The organism is Planotetraspora mira, assembly GCF_016863275.1.
Classification (GTDB): Bacteria; Actinomycetota; Actinomycetes; order Streptosporangiales; family Streptosporangiaceae; genus Planotetraspora; species Planotetraspora mira.
The window spans coordinates 12,572-33,312 of record NZ_BOOO01000046.1 but is presented as its reverse complement, the minus strand read 5'-3'; the positions used below and the strand labels follow the sequence as shown (position 1 = coordinate 33,312).

Below are 20,741 nucleotides of genomic sequence, written 5' to 3'. Positions count from 1 at the left end.
GAGGACGCTAGTCAATAGAGACATCTATGGTCAATGTGGCCATCACCACAGAAGAATGGGAGGATACGGACATGGGCAGATACCACTCCCCCCGTCGCATGGACGCGGCCGCAGACACCCGGACGGCGATCATGCAGAGCGCGCGGGAGTTGTTCCTCGCCCACGGCTATCTGGAGGTGACGGTCGCCCAGATCGCGGCCGCGGCCCGAGTGGCGGTGCAGACGGTCTACAGCAGCACAGGAGGCAAGACGGCGATCTTGGCCGCGCTCCTGGCCTCCGCCGTGAACGACTCCGCGGTGGCGGAGGGTCTCGAAGCGGTGGCGACGTGCACCGATCCGGGAGCGATCATCGACATCACCGCCGAGGGCACTCGCCGTACCCATGAGCGGCACTGGGACGTTCTGTACGGCCTGCTCCACGATGGTCTCGGGGATCCCGGCGCCACGGAGGTCTACAACGAGGGAATCACCGCGTACCTCAAGGCCCTGACCACGGTGGCTGATCGCCTGGTCGAGTTGGACGCGCTTCGCTCGGACCTGGATCATGCGCTGGCCGTCGACCTCCTCTGGTTCTTTCTGGGCCAGCGCGCCTGGTTCCTGCTCGTCGGGGAGCGAGGCTGGACCTTCGACCGCGCTCAGGAGTGGATGGCGAACTCGGCCCGCCAGGCGCTGCTGCGGTCACCTGGGCACTGAGAACGAATAGTTGCACCCCTGATTGGCGCGACGGCACCCTCTGTTCGTCGTTCGACGAACGCCTTCCAGGTCCAAGGATGGGGCGTTTGATGAATGACAAGAAATAAATGCTGAGGGCATCAAAACGCCGGGGCGGAATCATTCCCACTGGAGGGATTCCCCTGATCGCACGGATTTTCCGTCCAGGAAAGGTGCGACGACTCGACCGCGCGGGACGTCTCTGGCCCCCGCTCCGGCGATCTCCGCATCCACCGCCTCACTGATACTGTTCTGCCGCACAAGTCGTGCTAAATCCGCTATCGGGGGGCCGGTGTGGCGCAGGAACTCACGGTCGATGACCCGCGCCGCGTCGGCGACTTCGAAATCGTGGCGCGCATCGGAGAAGGCGCGCAGGGCGCGGTCTACCTCGGCCGATCGCCATCAGGCGATCAGGTCGCGGTCAAGCTGCTGCACGCCCGGCTCTCCAGCGATCCCGACGCCCGCGCCAGGTTCCTGCGCGAGGTCTCGGTCGCCCTCCGGGTCGCCCGATTCTGCACCGCCCCCGTCCTGCACGCCGACCTCGAAGGCAACCAGCCCTACATCGTCAGCGAATACGTTCCGGGGCCGTCGCTGCGCGAACTCGTGCAGCGCGAAGGACCGCGGCGGGGCGCCTCACTCGACCGCCTGGCGATCAGCACCGTAACCGCCCTGGCCGCGATCCACCGGGCGGGCATCCTGCACCGCGACTTCAAGCCGGCCAACGTGCTGATGGGCCCGGAAGGCCCCGTCGTCATCGACTTCGGCATCGCCAAGGCACTGGACACACCCGGCACGACGGCCACCGGAGACACCCTCGGCACGCCCTCCTACCTGGCCCCCGAGCAGGTCCACGGTGCGAACGTGACGCCCGCGGCGGACATGTTCGCCTGGGGCATCACCATGGTGTTCGCCGCCACCGGGACTCCCGCCTTCGGTTCGGACACCATCCCGGCGGTGATTCAGCGCATCCTCAACGAGCAGCCCGATGTCACCGCTCTGGACGCACCGCTGCGTGACGTGGTCGCCGCATGCCTGTCCAAGGATCCCGCCCGCCGCCCCTCAGCCGAGGAGGTGGCGGCCTACCTGATGGGTCAGCAACCGGCCGGAGTGAGCACGGGCGACCAGCGGATCAGCGAAGGTCACCGGAACACCGGTGCATCACGCAGCGGTCAACCACTCGACGGCATGAACAGCGGCGGAGATCACAGGACCGGGAACGGCGTCCATGTCGGGAACGACGGACACGTTGCCGACCAGACGCAGATGGGCAGGGGCAAGCCGCGACGAGCTGTCATGCTGACGGTCTCGGTGGTGGCCGCCTGTACCGCCCTGATCGTCGGCACCCTGACGCTCACGAGGCCGCCCGGCGGATCCGGCGGATCCGCCGCCATCACGCAGCAGGCGCAAGCCGTGGCTGCACCCGGCGGCGACCAGACCCCGGACGGCGGTCAGGCCGCAGATGACCGGCCCTCAGACGGACAGGCCAATGGGGGCTCGCCGGGCAAGACCTCTGCGTCCGATTCTGCGTCCGACTCCGCGTCCAAGGGCCCGAACGTGGCCGACGCCTCTGCTCACACCCCCGCGACGGAGACTTCCCGGTCCCCTGCCACGAGCACCTCACCGCGATCGACGAGCCCTGCGCAGCCGCCTTCGTCACCCACCCACTCGGCGCCCGCGCCGAGTTCCACCCCTGCCACAACACCACCCAAACCGAACCCGTACACGGCGACTCAGGTATGCGGGTCCGGGTACAAGGTCATCGACTCGCACGCCCTGAGCGGTGCCACCGTCTACCTGCTTTACAGCAGTGGGTCGGGCAAGAACTGCGTGGTCACGATGTCGAAGTACGTCATCACACAGAAGATCAAGATGAGTGCCGTCCTGCAGGTACAGGGCGGCTCCAGCGACAGCGACTCCGGCGACTACACCGCCTACGCGGGCCCGCTTCGGCTGTCGGCCGCGGCCACGTGCGTGAGCTGGGGCGGCGGGTACGGCACGGCCAGCTGGAAGAGCGGCTGGTCCCACTGCGGTTAGGCGGTCCCGCTTCAGGGCGTCGGCTTGACCGTTTGAGCTCCCGTGCAACCGGGCGGACCCCGTCGACCGCCTTTCGTCACAGGCGGCGGGCGATGCGGGTTGGAGCCATCGTTGATGTCGAGAATTCGTGACTGGCTCCGTCCCTGGCGAGGAACGCGACCAAAATGGGTCGCACCAGCACCGAGGAGAAACACGATGGCCAAGTATCTGCTGCTCAAGCACTACCGCGGCGCCCCTGCTGCGGTCAACGACGTGCCCATGGACCAGTGGACGCCGGAGGAGATCTCGGCCCACGTGCAGTACATGAACGACTTCGCGGCCCGGCTCGAGGCGACCGGCGAGTTCATCGACAGTAAGGCGCTCGCCCCCGGGGGAATGTTCGTCCGGTACGACGGCGAAGGTCGCCCACCGGTCACCGACGGCCCGTTCGCCGAGACCAAGGACCTCATCGCCGGCTGGATGGTGATCGACGTCGACAGCTACGAGCGCGCCGTCGAGCTGGCCGGGGAACTGTCGGCCGCCCCTGGGGCGGGCGGGAGGCCGATCCACGAATGGCTTGAGCTGCGCCCGTTCCTGACCGATTCACCCACCGTCACCGAGTGTTCTCTGAAGTGAACGAGATCCTGCTCCGAAGCCTCACGCCGAGCGTGCTCGGGATCCTCGTCCGCCGCGGAGCCGACTTCGCGGCGGCCGAGGACGCCGTGCAGGACGCGCTGGTCAAAGCGGTCCACGTCTGGCCGGCCGACCCACCTCGGGACCCGAAGGGCTGGCTGGTCACCGTGGCCTGGAACCGGTTCCTCGACGCGACCCGGGCGGACACCGCCCGCCGCCGGCGTGAGGACCTCGTCGACGAGGAGCCGGCGCCCGGGCCCGCGTCCGCGGTGGACGACACGCTCCAGCTCTACTTCCTGTGCGCCCACCCGTCGCTGACGCCGTCGTCCGCGGTCGCGCTCACGCTACGCGCCGTCGGCGGGCTGACCACCCGTCAGATCGCCCAGGCCTACCTGGTGCCCGAGGCGACCATGGCGCAGCGCATCAGCCGGGCCAAGCGCACCGTCTCCGGCGTGCGGTTCGACCAGCCCGGCGACGTCGCCACCGTGCTGCGCGTCCTCTACCTGGTCTTCAACGAGGGCTACTCCGGCGACGTCGACCTCGCCGCCGAGGCCATCCGGCTCACCCGGAAGCTCGCGGCCGCGATCGACCATCCCGAGGTGGCGGGGCTGCTCGCCCTCATGCTGCTCCACCATGCCCGGCGCGCCGCCCGGACCGCGCCCGACGGCAGCCTGGTGACGCTCGCCGAGCAGGACCGCGGCCGGTGGGACACCGAGTCGATCGCCGAGGGCGTCGAGATCCTGCAGGCGGCCCTCGCCCACGACCGGCTGGGCGAGTTCCAGGCCCAGGCCGCCATCGCGGCACTCCACGCTGACGCGCCCACCGCCGGGGAGACCGACTGGGTGCAGATCGTCGAGTGGTACGACGAACTCGCCCGCCTGACCGACAGCCCGGTCGTCCGGCTCAACCGCGCGGTGGCCGTCGGCGAGGCCGACGGACCGCGCGCCGGCCTGGCGGCGCTCGCGGCGCTGGACAACTCGCTGCCCCGCCATACCGCGGTGGCGGCGTACCTCCACGAGCGCGACGGCGACCTGGCGACGGCGGCACGGCTGTACGCCGAGGCGGCCCACCAGGCACCCAACCTCGCCGAGCGCGACCACCTGACGCGCCAGGCCGCCCGGCTCAACGCCCGCCGGTCTCGCTGACGGGTCGCGCCCGGATTTTCCCGCAGCATTCGGGGCGGCCGCCTGCCGGGCTCAGCGGGGGGCGAGACGCGTGGCCTCCTGGTGAAGCCGATCGTCGCCGTCCGCCTGGAGCAGCCCGTTGTTCACGGAGGGCGTGCAGAATGCCTGGACCATGACGGCCGTCGGGGGCCCGTCGGCGTAACCGAACACGAGACGGAGGATGACGCCGGGATCCGCGCCCTCGGTCTGCCGGCAACTGTTGTCGCTCGGGCGGGTGTCCAAGGCGTTCAACGTGGTGGCCAACTGCCTGGCCACGTCGGTTCCATACTCCGTCCGGGACGCCTGCCCGCCCTGCGGGTCGAGCCGGCAGACCACCAGTGATGTGGGCTCGTCGGGGACCATTCGTGCGTTCTGTCCACGGCGTGCCATCCACGTGCGGCACGGGTCCTTCTCGCGAGCGGACGTCGCCGGTCCCTTCCGGTAGGCGTCGGTGATGCGGTCGCCTACATACGTGCTGCTGCCGGCGGTGCCGTTCGTCGTCATCGCACAGTGGTTGACCTCCTCGGCGCTGCCCACCCACAGCGACCGCCCGTCGGCGTAGCCGAACCGGATGAGGTAGTTCGTCATCGGTCCGCCCATGGCGGTGCACGCGCCGCTGTCCGTCGAGCCGACCGGGAGGTAGCCGAGGTCTCGGGCCAGTTGACCGGCGCCGTCCTTCAGCGTGCGCGTCCCGGCCAGGCGCTCGCCGCCCGGGTTCGTGTTGTCGCCGGGATACGCACAGATCAACGCCTCGACAGGGGAGCCGGGAACGAGCGACTCCGCGGCTCCGGCGACATCCGAGGCCGCGGGCACCCAGCCCCCGATCCCGTCGCCGCCCCATTGTCCCGGACACGACTTCGGAGCGGACGGCGCCGCGGCGGTGGAGGTGCCGGGTGATCCCGCGGAAGGGGTCTGCGGGATGGCACGCGTGGGCGGTTCCGCCGTCCCACACGCCGTGAGCGCGACAAGGGCGGCGCCGATGAACACGAGAAGCCTCATACCACCAACACGACGGGCCTCCCCTGCCGGGTTCAGCCGTACCGGACCTGTGTCCGAACGGAAAGGTCTCCGTGACAGAACGATCTCACCGGAGTGATCAGGGGCAGTCACAGATGCCCTTCACTTCCCCATTGCCCCAATGGTTACCAACGAGTATCGTCCCGAAGTGAGCCCCACTCATGTTCGCGCGCGTGAACAGCATCGTCTGCTGTCCCTTCACCCCCCGACCTCGCGAAGGGTAGTTCCCGCATGCACGCGCGCCTTCGACGGGCGATCACGGCCGCCGCCGCGTTCGCCCTGCTCGCTCTCGGCCTCCCGGCCGTGCCCGCCTCGGCGGCACCCGCCTTCCCTCCGGACGACTACTGCCTCGGCCAGTGTGCCGACGTGCTGCCGCCCGGCCAGAACGGCAACGCCACCCTCATCGAGATTCTCGGCAACCAGGGCTTCGGCACCTTCCCCACCCACAGCACCGACCAGCTGAGCAAGTACGCCGGTCTGATCTCCGGCTACACCGGGCTGACCGACGACCAGATCACGAACTTCTTCAACGACAGCGGGTTCGGCGTGCCCGCCGGCCAGGTGGAGAGCACGATCAGCCCCCGGTCCGACGTGACGATCGTCCGCGACAAGGCGACCGGCGTCCCGCACATCACCGGCACGACCCGTTCGGGCACGATGTTCGGCGCCGGGTACGCCGGTGCGCAGGACCGCCTGTGGCTGATGGACCTGATGCGCCACGTCGGCCGGGGCGAGCTGACCCCCTTCGCCGGGGGCGCGATGGGCAACAGGGAACTGGAGCAGAGCGTCTGGCGCAACTCCCCCTACACCGAGGCCGACCTCCAGGCGCAGATCGACCGGCTCAGGAACTCCGGGCCGCGCGGCGCGCAACTGTACTCCGACGTCCAGAGCTACATCGCCGGGATCAACTCCTACATCGACTACTGCATGGCCAACCGGAACTGCCCGGGTGAGTACGTCGTGACCGGCCACATGGACGCGATCACCAACGCGGGCGGGCCCGTCGACTTCCAGATGACCGACCTGGTCGCGATCGCGGGTGTGATCGGCGGCCTCTTCGGCGGTGGCGGCGGAGCCGAGATGCAGTCGGCCCTGGTCAGGGTCGCGGCCCGGGCCAAGTACGGCACGGCCGTCGGCGACCAGGTGTGGCAGGCCTTCCGTGAGCAGAACGACCCGGAGACCGTGCTGACCCTGCATGACGGGCAGAGCTTCCCCTCAGGGGACGCCCCGGCCGGAGCGACCGGAGTCGTCCTGCCCGACGCCACGACGACGCCCGTGGACATCACCGAGAACGAGAAGGGCACGGCCACCTCCTCCACCACCGCGGCGACCAGCGCCCTCACCGGCCTGACCGTCGACAACAGCAAGCCGAGCATGTCGAACGCCATCGTCGTCTCGGCGGACAAATCCGCGACCGGCCACCCGATCGCCGTGTTCGGCCCGCAGACCGGCTACTTCGCACCGCAGTTGCTCATGCTGGAGGAACTGTCCGGCCCGGGCATCCGGGCACGCGGCGCCGCCTTCTCGGGGCTGAGCCTGTACGTCCTGCTCGGCCGCGGAACCGACTACGCCTGGAGTGCCACCTCGAGCCTGCAGGACATCACCGACACGTATTCGATCACGCTCTGCGACCCGAACGGCGGGGCGCCCACGACGTCGTCGAACTACTACCTCTACCAGGGCACCTGCACGGCCATGGAGACGTTGAAGAAGACCAACTCCTGGAAGCCGACCACGGCCGACTCCACCGCGGCCGGGTCCTACGACCTTGTGATCAAACGGACCAAGTACGGACTGGTGAGCTGGCGCGGCACAGTGGGCGGTGTCCCCACGGCCTTCACGACGCTGCGCTCGACCTACCAGCACGAGGCCGACTCGGCGATCGGCTTCCAGATGTTCAACGACCCCGCCGAGATGGGATCGGCGGCCGCGTTCCAGAACTCCGCCTCCACGATCGGCTTCGCGTTCAACTGGTTCTACGTGAACTCGGCCGACACCGCGTACTTCATGTCCGGGAGCGACCCGGTGAGGTCGGCCGTGTCCGACCCCAACCTGCCCATGACGGCCGACGCCGCGCATGAGTGGGCCGGATACGATCCCTCGACGAACACCGCCGACTACGCGGCTCCGAGCACCCATCCCCAGGCGGTCAACCAGGACTACTTCGTCAGCTGGAACAACAAGCAGGCCAAGGACTACGGCTCGGCGGACGGCAACTTCAGCTTCGGGCCCGTCCACCGCGCGGATCTGCTCGACGCTCCGGTCAAGGCCGCCCTCGCCTCGGGAACCCTCGACCGCAGCGGCACCGTGAAGATCATGGCGTCCGCCGCGACGACCGACCTGCGCGGCACGAAGGTCCTGCCCAACCTGCTCCGGGTGCTCAAGAGCACGGCCGTGACCGACCCGGCCCTCGCGTCGGCGGTGTCGAAGCTGTCGTCGTGGGCGTCGTCCGGGGCCAAGCGGGTCGAGACCTCCCCCGGAAGCAAGACGTACGCGAACGCCGACGCCATCCGCATCTTCGACGCGTGGTGGCCGAAGCTCGTCCGGGCCCAGTTCAAGCCGGGCCTCGGCGACGGGCTGTACCAGTCCCTGGTCCACGCGCTGCAGATCAACGAGTCACCTTCCGGGCAGCAGCAGGGCGACCTGTCCTCCTTCCCGACCTCCGCGAACGAGGCGCAGACCCACAAGGGCTCCTCGTTCCAGTACGGCTGGTGGGGCTATGTCGACAAGGACGTCCGCAACGTGCTCGGCGACCAGGTGGCCTCTCCCCTGCCGGCCAAGTTCTGCGGTGACACCGTCGCGGCCTGCCGTACGGTCCTGCTGAACAGCCTGTCCGCGGCACTGGCCGAGCCGGCGGCCACCACCTACCCGGGAGACGCGTCGTGCGCCGCGGGCAACCAGTGGTGTGCCGACGCCATCCAGCAGTCGCCGCTAGGCGGGGTCAAGCACCCGCTGATCTCGTGGCAGAACCGGCCGACCTACCAGCAGGTGGTCTCGTTCCCCGCCCACCGTGGGGACTCGATCGGCAATCTGGCGGCGGGAGCGACGGCGAGCGCGAACGGCACGCAGAGCCCGAACACGCCGGCGAAGGCCATCGACGGCGACCCCGCCAGTCGCTGGGCGAGCGACTGGACCGACAACCAGTACATCCAGGTGGATCTCGGCTCGGCCAAGAGCGTGGGACGGGCGATCCTCCGCTGGGAGGCGGCCTACGGCTCGTCGTACCGGATCGACACGTCGACCGACGGCGTCACCTGGACCCCCGCGTACTCGACGACCAGCGGGAACGGCGGGATCGACAACGTGTCCTTCACCCCGGTCAACGCCCGATACGTCCGCATGCAAGGAGTCAAACGAGGCACCACCTACGGCTACTCCCTCTACGAACTAGAGCTCTACAGCAAATAACCCCCCCATAACCTCTGCGTGATCATGCACAGGTTCGGAAATCGCCGACCTGACCAGCCCATCCACCAAGCGTGATCATGCACAGGTTCGGAAACAGCCGCCCTGAGCGGCCAGTTTCCCAGTCGTGATCATGCGCACTTTCGGAGAAACCCGCCGCGACCTGGCACTACACATGTGGTGATCATGCAAACAAGTAGATTTGCATGATCACCACACGCATAAGGCCTGAACAACGCACCAATCACCGAACCTGTGCATGATCACGAAATGCATCAGGCCTGGCCAGTACCCGTACGAGCGAATCTGTGCATGATCACGCGCGACATCTCCGCTGGCAGGCGCGCCTTTCCCCGAATCCATGCATGATCACGCACAAGGTCGGGGCTGGTCAGCAGGCCTACCACCGAACTTGTGCATGATCACGCCCCAAGGAGCGCGCGCCCCCGAGGGGCACGCCTCCAAAGGGCGCGGCCCAACGGGTCAGGCTCCGCGGAGTTGGGCTCCGGTCCGCTCGGCGGCGAGGGCCACGGCGGCGTCACGAGCCGCCGTCGTCTCCTCGACGGTGAGCGTACGGTCGCCGGCCCGGAACCGCAGGCTGTAGGCCAGCGACTTGTTGCCCTCGCCCACCTGCTCCCCCGTGTAGACGTCGAACAGCCGGATGGCCTCGAGCAGGTCCCCGGCCCCCTCATGCAGCGCGGCCTCCACCGTCGCGACCGGCGTGTCCGCCGGCACGATCAGCGCGACGTCCTGCGTGGCCACCGGATAGGCGGACACGACGGGCGTCTGCACCGGGCCCGACAACGGAATCGCGGACAACTCCAGCTCCATCGCCGCCGTGCGCGGAGGCAGGCCGTACGCCTCGACGACGCGCGGGTGCAACTCACCCGCGTGACCCACCGTCACCGACTCGCCGGTGACGGGGTCGGCCACGGTCAGGAGGGCGCAACGCCCGGGATGCCACGGCTCGTGCTGGTCCGCCGAGACGCCGAGCTCGACTCCGGCCGCACGGGCCAGTGTGCGCGCGGCCTCCACGGCGTCCGCCCAGGACGCCTGGCGACCCTGGCCCCACCAGCCCGACCGCTCGAACTCCCCTGCGAGCACCACGGCGACCCGGAGCGGCTGCCGCGGCAGCGCCTTCTCGATCTCAGCGAGCTCCTCGGGAATCGGCCTGCGGTCGACCGCGAGCACCGGCGCCGTCGCCGGAGCGTCCGCTTCCGGCCGGTAGACCAGCCCGATCTCGAACAGTGCGACATCGCCGAACCCGCGCCCCGCGTTGCGGACGAGCGTCTTCAGCAGGCCGGGCAGCAGCGTGGTCCGCATGAACGGCTCGTCCTCGCTCAGCGGGTTGACCAGCCGGCTCACCCTCCTGCGCGCGTCGCCCTCGGGCAACTGCAGGCCGTCGAGGTCGCGCTCGCCGATGAACGGATACGACAACACCTCGACATATCCCGACGCGGCCAGTGCGCGCCCGGCCCGCCGGCGCAGCCGCTGCGCCTCCGTCAGCCCGGCCCCCGCGGGAGCGGCGGGCAGCACCGACGGCAGGTGCTCGTATCCCTCGAGCCTGATGACCTCTTCTGCCAGGTCATTGGGGTCGGTCATGTCCGGACGCCACGTCGGCGGCGTCACTGTGATCAGGTCGTCGCCCTGCACGGCGAGCTTGTCGGCCAGGTCGCCGCTGGACACCACACCGGTGGCGGCGACGCCCTGCCCCCCGCGGACGCCCGCGACGGCGCCGTCGGACACCGTGCAGCCGACCTGCTCGAGCCGCCGGATCACGGTCTCCCGCGTGTACGGCAGGCCGGCGACACGACCGGGGTGACCCGACGGGATGGTGATCGTGAGGGGCGCCGCCTCGACCTGGGCGTGGGTGACTCCCGGCTCGGCCGTGGCACCGCCCAGCTCGACGAGGAGCTGTACGGCACGCCACGACGCGATCAGCGGAAGCTCCCTGTCGACGCCGCGCTCGAACCGCTTGGACGCCTCGCTCACCAGGTTGTGCCTGCGGGACTCCCGCGCGATCCCGGTGGCCGAGAAGTGCGCGGCCTCGATCACGATGTCGCTGGACGTGCCGGAGATCTCGGTGTGCAGGCCGCCCATCGTGCCCGCCATCGAGATCGGGCCCGAGTCGTCGGTGATCAGGATGTCGTCCTCGTGGAGCTTACGGACGACGTGGTCGAGCGTCTCCAGCGTCTCGCCCGCCTGCGCCCGCCTCACCACGATGCCTCCGGACAGCCGGGAGCGGTCGAAGGCGTGGAGCGGCTGCCCGAGCTCGAGCATGATGTAGTTCGTCACGTCGACGGCCAGCGAGACCGGCCGCATCCCCGCGCGCATCAGCCGCAGCCGCATCCAGAGCGGGCTCTCGGCCGCCGGGTCGAACCCGGAGACCGAGCGCAGCACGAAGCGGTCGCAGGCCGTGGGGTCGGCGATCGACGCCGGCCACGACTCGCCCGGCACAGCCGGCGGCTCGACGGCGCCCGGGTCGCGGAACGGCACGCCGAACGCGGTGGCCGCCTCGCGGGCGACGCCGCGGATCGACAGCGCGTACCCCCGGTCGGGGGTGATCTCCAGCTCGAGCACGTCGTCACGCAGGCCCAGCAGCTCGACGACGTCCGCGCCGATGGGCGTGTCCTGCGGCAGCAGGAGGATGCCCGGGGACGACTCGGCGATGCCGAGCTCGGCCTCCGAGCAGATCATCCCGTCGGACAGCCTGCCGTACGTCTTGCGGGAAGCGATCTCGAAACCGCCTGGGAGTACGGCGCCCGGCAACGCGACCGGGACCACGGCGCCCTCGGCGAAGTTGACGGCGCCGCAGACGATCTCACGCGGCGCGGCCTCCCCCACCTCGACCCGGCAGTGCCGGATCGGCTTCTTGAAACCGGCCAGCTCCTCGATCGCGAGGACGCGTCCGACGACCACGTTCTTGATCTCGTGGCCGTGCGCGGTGATCGACTCGAGCTTCAGACCGGCGGCGGTGAGCTTGTCGGCAACCTCGTGGGCCGTGACGGCGGGGAGATCGACATACTCCCGCAGCCATGAAAGCGGGACCTTCATCAGACCTCCATCCCGAACGGCAGGGTGAACCGGACGTCGCCTTCGACCATGTCGCGCATGTCCTCGGCGTTGTGGCGGAACATCAGCGTGCGCTCGATGCCCATGCCGAACGCGAACCCGGAGTAGACGGCGGGGTCGACGCCGCAGGCGATGAGGACGCGCGGGTTGACCATGCCGCAGCCGCCCCACTCGATCCAGCCCTCGGACTTGCACGTACGGCACGGCGGGTTGCCCGGCACGGCCGACGAGCCGCGGCAGACGAAGCAGAGCAGGTCCATCTCGGCCGACGGCTCGGTGAAGGGGAAGTAGTTCGGCCGGAAACGGGTGCGGATGCCCTCACCGAACATCACCTCGGCGAACCGGTCGAGGGTTCCCTTCAGATGCGCCATCGTCAGGCCCTTGTCGATCGCCAGACCTTCGACCTGGTGGAAGACGGGGGTGTGGGTGGCGTCGAGCTCGTCGGTCCTGAAGGTCTTGCCCGGCGAGACCACGTAGACGGGCAGCCGCCGTGACAGCAGCGCCCGGATCTGGACCGGCGAGGTCTGGGTGCGCAGCACCTTCCCCGACTCGGTGCTCTCCACGAAGAACGTGTCGTGGTCGGAGCGGGCGGGATGATCGGGCGCGATGTTCAGCGCGTCGAAGTTGAACCACTCGGCCTCGAGCTCGGGTCCCTCCGCCATCTCATAGCCCATCGCGATGAACGCGTCGGCGATGCGCTCCTGCAGCGTGGTGAGCGGGTGACGGGCTCCGCGAGGAGCGCGGTCCCAGGGCAGCGAGACGTCGACGGTCTCCTCGACGAGGACGCGCGCGTCACGCTCGGCTTCGAGCTCGGCCTGGCGGGCGGCGAGCGCCTCGCCGATGGCCTTGCGGGCCGTGCCGATCCGCTTGCCCGCCTCGGCGCGGGCCGCCGGCGGCAGGGCACCGATCTCCCGGTTGGCCAGGGCGATCGGCGAACGGTCGCCGGCGTGCGCGAGGCGCGCCGTCTTCAGATCATCGAGGTCACGCGCCGCGGCGATCGCGGCGAGGGCGTCGGCCTGCGCCCGCCCGACTTCGTCGGCGTGCAACGGCGTCACCTCGACCGGGTCATAGGTGTTCGACAAGAGAGAGCTCCGTATCCAGGGCGTGCGAGCGCCGGGCGCCCAGCATGGTCGAGTTTAGTGGGATCAGCCCACCGGGCCGTCATCCGCGCTGCGCGAGCCGCGCGGAACGGCGCAGCTCAGGCGAAGTCAGGAGCCCCGGTGGGCAAGATAAATCGGAACTCCGCACCGCCGCCGGGGGCGCGCTGCACACTGATCGTGCCGCCGTGCGCCTCGACCAGGCCCTTGACGATGAACAGGCCGAGCCCTGTGCCGCCCCTGCGGCGCCCGTTGCCCCGCCAGAACTGGCGGAAGACACGCCCGACCAGCTCGGGCGCGACGCCCTCACCCTGGTCACGGACGGACACGGCTACTCCCCACTCGACTGGCTCGACCACTACGGACACCGTACCGCGTCCGTGTCGTACGCCGTTCTCCACCAGGTTCGCCAGAATCTGGTCGATCTTGTCCTGGTCGAGCCACGTCTCCGGCAGTTCGCCGTCGACCTCAAGGCGGAACCGGTCCTCCGGCTCTCCGGCGGCCACCCGGCCGGCGATGATCCTCCGGGCCCGGGCGGGGATGTCGACGACCTGCCGGCGCACCTGCAGCCGGCCCGACTCGATCCGGGACACGTCGAGAAGCTCGGTGATCAGCCGGGTGACGCGGTCGGCGTCGGCGTTCACCGTCTCCAGCATGACCAGTTTCTGGGCGTCGGTGAACCGCTCCCACTTGGCGAGGAGCGTCGCGGTGAACCCCTTCACGCTGGTCAGGGGGGATCTGAGCTCATGGGCGACGGTGGAGACGAGGTCGGCCCTGCTCCGCTCGACCCGGGCGCGGGCCGACGCGTCCCTGATCGTGATCACTACTCGGGCGACGGGGCCGCCCCGCTCGGGCGTACGGACGAACCGGGCGGCCACGAGTAACTCCTGGCGGCCGGGGAGGCTGAGCGGGCGTTCCGGCGCGCGACTGCGGGTCCGCAGGCCGCCGCGCGGGTCGAGCCACTTCCACCAGTCACGGCCTTCGAGATCGCGGAAGGGCAGGACATCGGTGATGTGCCTGCCGACCGCGGTCTGCCGGCCGACGCCGGTCAGCCGCTCGGCGGCCCGGTTGACGACGAGGATCCGGCCCTCGTGGTCGGCCGCGACGAGCCCGTCGGGAAGCTCGTCGACGCAGATGTACGCACTCCCATCGGAGACCCCGTGAAGGGAACCGCTGGGGGTGTCGCCACGTCGCACGAGACCGCCTCCTCAGCCCTCGGGAGCCCCGCGGAACGGAACCACGCCGCCTGACTCAGCGCGACTCCACCGCCGACAATAGCGGGTTTCCGGGAGCCGACAGCAGCCTCAGCGGGGCGAGGTGGTGGGATCTTCCACGGAATGTAAGTTCTGCCGTTGCACGCGCGCGGAAGAGTACAAGCACACGGCTGCGGCGGTGGCGAGGTTGAGGCTCTCCGCCCGTCCGTAGATCGGCACCCGGACGACCTCGTCGGCCAGTGCGAGAAGCTCGGGCGGCAGTCCCCACGCCTCGTTGCCGAACAGCCAGGCGGTCGGACGGGCCAGGTCGACCTCGTCGAGGGTCCGCGTGCCCGCCCCGTCCGCGGCGAGGACCCGCAGCCCCGCGTCCTTCGCCTGCTGTACGGCTTGCGCGACGGGCGCCCCGGTCGCCACCGGGAGGTGGAAGAGGCTGCCCGCACTCGCCCGGACGCACTTGCCGTTGTAGGGGTCGACCGACGCGTCGGTGAACACGACCGCGTCGGCTCCCGCCGCGTCGGCCGTACGGAGGACCGTGCCGGCGTTTCCCGGGTCGCGCACATGGGCCAGCAGGGCCACCAGCCGGGCGCCGGCCGGTACGGCTTCGCCGAGAGGGACGTGGACGAACCGGCAGACGGCCAGGATGCCCTGTGGCGTGATGGTCTGGGTCAGATCGGCCATCACCTCACCACTGGCGCGGTGGACCGGCACGCCCGCGGCCGTGGCCGCGGCGATGATGTCGGGGTGACGCGCCTCGGCGTCGGCCGTGGCGAACAACTCGACGGTGACGTCCTTGATCGTGAGAGCTTCGCGGACCGCCTGCGGCCCCTCTGCCAGGAATGCCCTGTCCCGGTCGCGGAAGGCCCGCTTGGTCAGCCGCCGCGCGGCCTTGACCCGCGGCGACCTGATGTTGGTGAGCTCCGCCATGCCTGCCTCGATCCCCCTCGACGTGAGTGAGGGCCCGCCGGATCACGGCGGGCCCTCACTTGAGCAGTACTACGCGACCGGCGCGTTCACATCAGCCGGGAGCGCCTTCTTGGCGGACTCGACCAGCGTGGCGAAGGTCGGGGCGTCGTTCACCGCGAGATCGGCGAGGATCTTGCGGTCCACCTCGATGCCCGCGAGCCGCAGGCCCTGGATGAACCGGTTGTAGGTCATGCCGTTCGCCCGGACCGCGGCGTTGATGCGCTGGATCCACAGGCGGCGGAAGTTGCCCTTCCTGTCCTTGCGGTCCCGGTACGCATAGGTCATGGAGTGGAGCATCTGCTCCTTGGCCTTGCGGTACAGCCGCGACCGCTGACCCCGGTAACCACTCGCCCGCTCGAGGACGACCCTGCGCTTCTTCTTGGCGTTGAGCGCCCGCTTCACGCGTGCCATTTGACTATCTCCCCGGGGTCGTTACTTAGCGAGCAACTTCTTGATCTTCTTCGTGTCGGCGTCGGACATGACGACGACACCCTCGAGACGGCGCGTACGAGTGGACGGCTTGTACTCGAACAGGTGCTGCCGGTTGGCACGGCGGCGAACGATCTTGCCGGTACCGGTGAGCCGGAACCGCTTCTTCGCACCGCTGTGCGTCTTCATCTTCGGCATGTCAGCCGTCTCTCCCTCGTTGTCCGTACCGCCGGCCCGGGGCTGGTGCCCCGGCCGACGGCATGCTCACTCCTCGAGACCGTCTCGGTCTCGGCTTCTCCGCGCTCCATCTGATGGTTCAGAAGGGGCTCGTCACTCCGCTTGCGTGAGATCGCTCCACCCGCGTGAGGCGCGTCCCCGCCCGCATGAGATCGCTCCGCTCGCGCGGGGTCACTCCACAGACGCGGATGCCTCAGCCTGCTCGACCGCCTCGTCAGCCGGGTCCACCGGCGCGTCTCCGCGCTGTGCCCGCGCCGCGGCGCGCTCGGCCTTGGCCTCGGCCTTCTTCTTGTGGGGTCCGATCACCATGATCATGTTGCGGCCGTCCTGCTTGGGCTGCGACTCGACGAACCCGAGCTCCGTGACGTCCTCAGCGAGCCGCTGCAACAGCCGGAAACCCAGCTCGGGCCGGGACTGCTCGCGCCCACGGAACATGATCGTGACCTTGACCTTGTCCCCCGCCTTGAGGAAGCGCACGACGTGACCCTTCTTGGTCTCGTAGTCGTGCGGATCGATCTTCGGCCGGAGCTTGATCTCCTTGATGATCGTGTGTGCCTGGTTGCGGCGGGCCTCGCGCGCCTTCATGGCCGACTCGTACTTGAACTTGCCGTAGTCCATGAGTTTGCAGACAGGCGGGCGGGCCGTCGCGGCGACCTCGACGAGGTCAAGATCGCTTTCCTGGGCCAGCTTCAGCGCATCTCCGATGGAAACGATGCCGACCTGCTCGCCGTTCGGGCCGACGAGGCGGACCTCCGGCACACGAATACGATCGTTGATGCGGGGCTCGGTGCTGATGGGACCTCCAAAAGGCTTCCGCTTGGTGCTCGACCGTGCAGGAAAAACCAAAAACCCCGCACGTCACGCATGCGGGGTCACTGAGCTCTCCTGCCGAAAACTCCGGTGTGATCCTTAACCCGTCTGCCTTTCGGCGGATCAGGTGGGAGGAGGACCTCCGCTTGCGCGTCCAGCTGGCATGCCGGACCGATCGATGGCTTACGTTACCACAAGCACGCCGGATCGCCGAACCATTCCCCCGGCGAGGCCGGCCTCACCGGGGCTGGCGGACCATCCGGAGTCAGGCCGAGCGCCGGACGATCTCCGCCTCGCCGGCGGCGCGCATGGCCTCGACGGGCACCTCACCGTGGCCGGTCATGAGCTCGACCTGCTTGGCCGCCTGGTGGAGCAACATCGAAAAGCCGCTCACGACGGTGCCCCCCCGTTCCTGTACGGCTCTCGCCAGCACGGTGGGCCAGGGCGAGTAGACGACGTCGAGCAGGGCGCCCTTCTCGGGCAGGCCCCTCGCGACCTCGTCGGCGACACCGTCCGCGGCGCCGGAGGGCAGCGTGGAGACGATCAGATCCGCGTCCACGGAGGACCTGCCGAACGTGGCGAAGGTCCGCACGGCCACCGTGACGCCGAGGCGCTCCGCGACCTCCAGGGTCTCCGCGGCCCGGGCGGCCTCCCTGACGACGAGGGTCACCTCGGACAGGCCCATCTCCCGGACGGCCGCGACGGCGGAGGCGGCCGTCGCGCCGCCCCCGAGGATCGTGACGGCCGAGGGGGCCGACACCCCCGTCTCCGCCAGCGCCTGGACGATCCCGTGGACGTCGGTGTTCTCTCCGTGGCGCGCACCGTCACGGAAGACCACGGTGTTCGCGGCCCCCACCTGGACCGCCAGTTCGGAGACCGTCTCCAGGAGCGGGAGCACGGCGCGCTTGAGCGGCATCGTCAGCGACAGCCCGGCCCATTCCGAGCCCATCGTCTCCACCAGCGCGGGCAGCCCCTCCTCCGTGCACTCGAACGAGTCGTACCTCCAGTCCCGCAGGCCCAGCGCGGCGTACGCCGTACGGTGCAGGATCGGGGACAACGAGTGCCCGATCGGAGAGCCGAGAACCGCGGCCCGGTGCCCGACGGTCATCCGTAGTTCCGGTTGAACTCGTCGCGGAGCTTCCAGAACTCCGACTCCTTGTCGGTGAACTTGGTGATCCCCTTCTTGGGATCGGTGGTCACGAACCACAGCCAGGCGCCGTCCGCCGGGTGGAGCGCGGCCTCGATCGCGTGGTCACCGGGGTTGGAGATCGGCCCCGGCGGCAGTCCCTGATACCGGTAGGTGTTGTACCGGGACTTGCTCTGGGTCTCGGCCTCCGTCGCGGCGATGCCGTACTTGTTGAGGCCGTACATGGTCGTGCTGTCCATCTGGAGCAGCATGGGCGGGTTGCGCTGGAGCCGGTTGTAGATGACCCGGGCCACCTTCGGCATGTCGTCCACGCTGCCCGACTCGGCCTGCACGATGCTCGCGACGATCATGACGTCGCGGGGGCTGTAACCGATCGCCTCGGCCTGCTTCTCGAGGTCGACCTTGTTGGCCGTCTGGGTGAACCTGTCGACCATCGCGGTGAGGATCTCCGACGGGCTCATCTTGTCGTTGATCTCGTAGGTGGCGGGGAACGCGAAGCCCTCAAGCCGCTTGTCGGCGTACTTGGGCAGGCCGATGTCGCCCTTGGCCGCCTTCTTGAAGTCGTTGACGGACTTGCCCGTCGCCTTGGCCAACTGCTCGTAGATCTTGCTGAGCCGCAGACCCTCCTGGAAGGTCAGGTCGTCGCGGATGCGGTTCTTCGGATCGAGCAGTTCGACGGCGGAGGCCGCGGACATCCCCTTGCGCAACTTGTACTGGCCGGGCTGCAGCGAATTGCCCTTGCCCGCCTCGCCGATCGCGTTGACGAACGCGCGCGCGCTGGCCACGACGCCCTGCTTCTCCAGATTGACGGCGACGTCGGAGGCGGTGGCGCCTTCATCGATCTGAACGACGACCTCACCGGTGCCGGGTCCGGAGAAATCCTTCACGGTGACCACGTCACGGACCCAGGTGTAGCCGAAGTACCCCGCGCCGGCAAGGATCAGAAGGATCACCAGGACGGCGAACACACTGGCGGCCGCGCCCTTTCGGCGCTGCCTCTTCCTCCGCTTGCGACTGCGGCGCTGCTGACTGCGGCTACCACGGGACCGGCGCCCGGGACGCTCCTCGTCCTCGTCGCCTAGCAGGAAGTCCATGCCCAGATCGTTCATAGTTGCGTCGGCCAATCTCTCGGTACGACCGGCTCCGCGTCAAGCGAGTGTGCCAAACCGAGGGGGGTTCCGGCAGGTGGGGTGGGTCGTCGCTCGTCCCGTGTCGTGCTCGACGTTACACGGGGCAAGGACACCCGATATGTGAAACCTCAGGAGGGCGACTCACCTCGATCGGCTAGTTCGTCCCCAGGTTCTTGTTCAGCTCCTCCCGATATTTCAGGAACTCAGCCTCTTTGTCAGTGAATTTGGTGATTCTACGGCCTGGATCGGTTGTCACAAACCAGTACCAATCACCCGAAGCAGGATGAAGCACCGCCCGGAGTGCCTTCTCTCCCGGGTTGCCGATCGGTCCTGGCGGGAGCCCCTCGTGCGCGTAGGTGTTGTACGGGGACGCGGTCTTGGTGTCCTGCTCCGACACCTTGAGGGTGTGCCTGCGCAGGGCGTAGTTGACCGTGCTGTCCATCTCGAGCTTCCCCCCGCGGAGGAGTCGGTTGAACATCACTCTAGCGATCTTCGGATAATCCGCGTCCTGGCCGCCCTCGGCCTGGACGATGCTCGCCATCGTGACGGCCTCCAGTGGTGTCAGACGCCGCTCGGCCGCGAGCCTTTCCAGGTCGACGTGCTGCGAGGCCGCACGGAACCGGACGACCATGTTCCGCAGCACGTCCCCTGCCGTGGCCGTCGGCTCGATCTCGTAGGTGGCCGGGAAGAGGAACCCCTCGACCTGCCCCTTGGCGTACGCCGGCAGGCGCAGCCGGTCGGGTTCCGCGACCGCCTTCGTGAAGTCGGCCAGCGGGATGCCGGACCCCTTCGCAAGGGTGGCGAGCACGTCGGCCAGGCGCATGCCCTCCGGCACGGTGACCCTCTTGATCACACGGGACGCGGGGGTGAGCAGCAGATCGAGGGCCGAGGCGGCCGCCATGCGCCGCTTCAAGCGGTACTGGCCGGGGTGGAGGCTCGACTCCTTCGAGCGCTGCACCACCTCGTCGACGAACGACTGGGCACTGGCGACCACCCCCGCGTGCTTGAGCGTCTCCGCGATCTCGCCCGCGCTCGCGCCTGGAGTGATCTCCACCGTGACCGTCCCGGTCCCCGCGCCCTCGAAGTCCTCGGCGGCGGGCGCCGTCCGCACGATGGAGTGGACACCGAACGCGATGGCGGCAGCGACCAGGGCGGCGCCACCGATCACGACGCCCGTCGCCCGCCTCACCTGGCGGTCCCGCCACTCGCTTCCTCGCCGGGCTGTTCGCCTGGCGGCTCGAGGGGTCGTCCCGGTGGCCTGCCTGTCGCGCGTTCGAAGTCGAGTGCCGCCTGCAGGAGCACGACGGCCGCGGCCTGGTCGATGACGTCGCGCTGGTTCTTCGCCTTCACGCCGCTCGACCGCAGGCCCTGCTGCGCCGTCACGGTCGTCAGCCGCTCGTCATAGAGCCGGATCGGCGTCGGCGCGAGTCTCACGGCGAGTTCTGCCGCGAACTCCCGCGCGGCCGAGGCGGCGTGAGACTCCCGCCCCGACAACGACGTCGGAAGCCCGACGACGACCTCGACCACCTCGTGCTCGGCGGCGATCGAGGCGATCCTGCCGAGGTCGCCCCGGCCTCGCCGTACGGTCTCGACGGGCGTGGCCAGCAGACCCGAGGGGTCACTGCGGGCCACGCCGATCCGGACCGAGCCGACGTCGACGCCGAGTCTGACGCCGCGCCTCATGAGCAGGTCTCCACGCGA

At 69.3% G+C, this 20,741-nt stretch carries 17 protein-coding genes; 5 read left to right on the top strand and 12 right to left on the bottom strand.

Annotated elements, in window-relative coordinates; all coding sequences use genetic code 11:
- The first annotated feature begins 71 nt into the window (after window positions 1–71).
- From Pmi06nite_RS37075 to Pmi06nite_RS37060, 4 genes are all read left to right on the top strand, one after another.
- On the top strand, window positions 72–692 hold the full coding sequence (locus Pmi06nite_RS37075; protein WP_203957899.1) for a TetR family transcriptional regulator: 621 nt from the start codon (window positions 72–74) through the stop codon (window positions 690–692).
- Window positions 693–1,004: 312 nt separating this feature from the next.
- Window positions 1,005–2,744, top strand: coding sequence for a serine/threonine-protein kinase (locus Pmi06nite_RS37070; protein WP_203957898.1), 1,740 nt, complete (start codon window positions 1,005–1,007; stop codon window positions 2,742–2,744).
- Between the two features lie 195 nt (window positions 2,745–2,939).
- Complete coding sequence (locus tag Pmi06nite_RS37065; protein ID WP_203957897.1) at window positions 2,940–3,359, top strand: YciI family protein; 420 nt, start codon at window positions 2,940–2,942, stop codon at window positions 3,357–3,359.
- Complete coding sequence (locus Pmi06nite_RS37060; protein WP_203957914.1) at window positions 3,356–4,501, top strand: RNA polymerase sigma factor; 1,146 nt, start codon at window positions 3,356–3,358, stop codon at window positions 4,499–4,501. Before Pmi06nite_RS37065 ends, Pmi06nite_RS37060 begins: the two co-directional genes overlap by 4 nt.
- A 51-nt stretch (window positions 4,502–4,552) precedes the next feature.
- Here Pmi06nite_RS37060 and Pmi06nite_RS37055 read toward each other — a convergent pair whose 3' ends face one another.
- Window positions 4,553–5,518: a hypothetical protein gene (locus Pmi06nite_RS37055; RefSeq protein WP_203957896.1), complete on the bottom strand. Its 966-nt coding sequence runs from the start codon at window positions 5,516–5,518 to the stop codon at window positions 4,553–4,555.
- 249 nt (window positions 5,519–5,767) lie between these two features.
- Here Pmi06nite_RS37055 and Pmi06nite_RS37050 point away from each other — a divergent pair, with 249 nt between their 5' ends.
- On the top strand, window positions 5,768–8,944 hold the full coding sequence (locus Pmi06nite_RS37050; RefSeq protein ID WP_203957895.1) for a penicillin acylase family protein: 3,177 nt from the start codon (window positions 5,768–5,770) through the stop codon (window positions 8,942–8,944).
- Between the two features lie 480 nt (window positions 8,945–9,424).
- On the opposite strand, the gene Pmi06nite_RS37045 is transcribed toward Pmi06nite_RS37050, so the two are convergent.
- The 11 genes from Pmi06nite_RS37045 to ruvX all read right to left on the bottom strand — a co-directional run bounded on the left by Pmi06nite_RS37045 (window position 9,425) and on the right by ruvX (window position 20,723).
- Window positions 9,425–11,995: a phenylalanine--tRNA ligase subunit beta gene (locus Pmi06nite_RS37045; protein WP_203957894.1), complete on the bottom strand. Its 2,571-nt coding sequence runs from the start codon at window positions 11,993–11,995 to the stop codon at window positions 9,425–9,427.
- Window positions 11,995–13,095 (bottom strand): phenylalanine--tRNA ligase subunit alpha, encoded by a 1,101-nt coding sequence (gene pheS, locus Pmi06nite_RS37040; protein ID WP_203957893.1) that lies wholly within the window; start codon window positions 13,093–13,095, stop codon window positions 11,995–11,997. The genes Pmi06nite_RS37045 and pheS overlap by 1 nt, the downstream gene beginning before the upstream one ends.
- 116 nt (window positions 13,096–13,211) lie before the next feature.
- Window positions 13,212–14,246: a sensor histidine kinase gene (locus Pmi06nite_RS37035; protein ID WP_239114464.1), complete on the bottom strand. Its 1,035-nt coding sequence runs from the start codon at window positions 14,244–14,246 to the stop codon at window positions 13,212–13,214.
- A gap of 168 nt (window positions 14,247–14,414) precedes the next feature.
- Entirely contained in the window at window positions 14,415–15,248 is an 834-nt protein-coding gene (locus tag Pmi06nite_RS37030) for a TrmH family RNA methyltransferase (RefSeq protein WP_203957891.1), read from the bottom strand.
- Between the two features lie 69 nt (window positions 15,249–15,317).
- Window positions 15,318–15,698 carry a 50S ribosomal protein L20 gene (rplT, locus tag Pmi06nite_RS37025; RefSeq protein ID WP_203957890.1) on the bottom strand — a complete coding sequence of 127 codons (381 nt, stop codon included), beginning with the start codon at window positions 15,696–15,698 and terminating at the stop codon, window positions 15,318–15,320.
- A 21-nt stretch (window positions 15,699–15,719) separates the two neighbouring features.
- The gene (gene rpmI / locus Pmi06nite_RS37020) at window positions 15,720–15,914 is read right to left on the bottom strand and encodes a 50S ribosomal protein L35 (protein WP_203957889.1); all 195 of its coding nucleotides are present in this window, start codon (window positions 15,912–15,914) and stop codon (window positions 15,720–15,722) included.
- A gap of 210 nt (window positions 15,915–16,124) precedes the next feature.
- Window positions 16,125–16,799, bottom strand: coding sequence for a translation initiation factor IF-3 (gene infC, locus Pmi06nite_RS37015; protein ID WP_203957888.1), 675 nt, complete (start codon window positions 16,797–16,799; stop codon window positions 16,125–16,127).
- A gap of 229 nt (window positions 16,800–17,028) precedes the next feature.
- Window positions 17,029–17,871, bottom strand: coding sequence for a shikimate dehydrogenase (locus Pmi06nite_RS37010; RefSeq protein WP_203957887.1), 843 nt, complete (start codon window positions 17,869–17,871; stop codon window positions 17,029–17,031).
- Complete coding sequence (gene mltG / locus Pmi06nite_RS37005; protein ID WP_239114460.1) at window positions 17,868–19,004, bottom strand: endolytic transglycosylase MltG; 1,137 nt, start codon at window positions 19,002–19,004, stop codon at window positions 17,868–17,870. Before mltG (Pmi06nite_RS37005) ends, Pmi06nite_RS37010 begins: the two co-directional genes overlap by 4 nt.
- 190 nt (window positions 19,005–19,194) lie before the next feature.
- The gene (gene mltG, locus Pmi06nite_RS37000; protein ID WP_203957885.1) at window positions 19,195–20,229 is read right to left on the bottom strand and encodes an endolytic transglycosylase MltG; all 1,035 of its coding nucleotides are present in this window, start codon (window positions 20,227–20,229) and stop codon (window positions 19,195–19,197) included.
- Window positions 20,226–20,723 (bottom strand): Holliday junction resolvase RuvX, encoded by a 498-nt coding sequence (gene ruvX, locus Pmi06nite_RS36995; protein WP_203957884.1) that lies wholly within the window; start codon window positions 20,721–20,723, stop codon window positions 20,226–20,228. Before ruvX ends, mltG (Pmi06nite_RS37000) begins: the two co-directional genes overlap by 4 nt.
- Window positions 20,724–20,741: the final 18 nt, after the last annotated feature.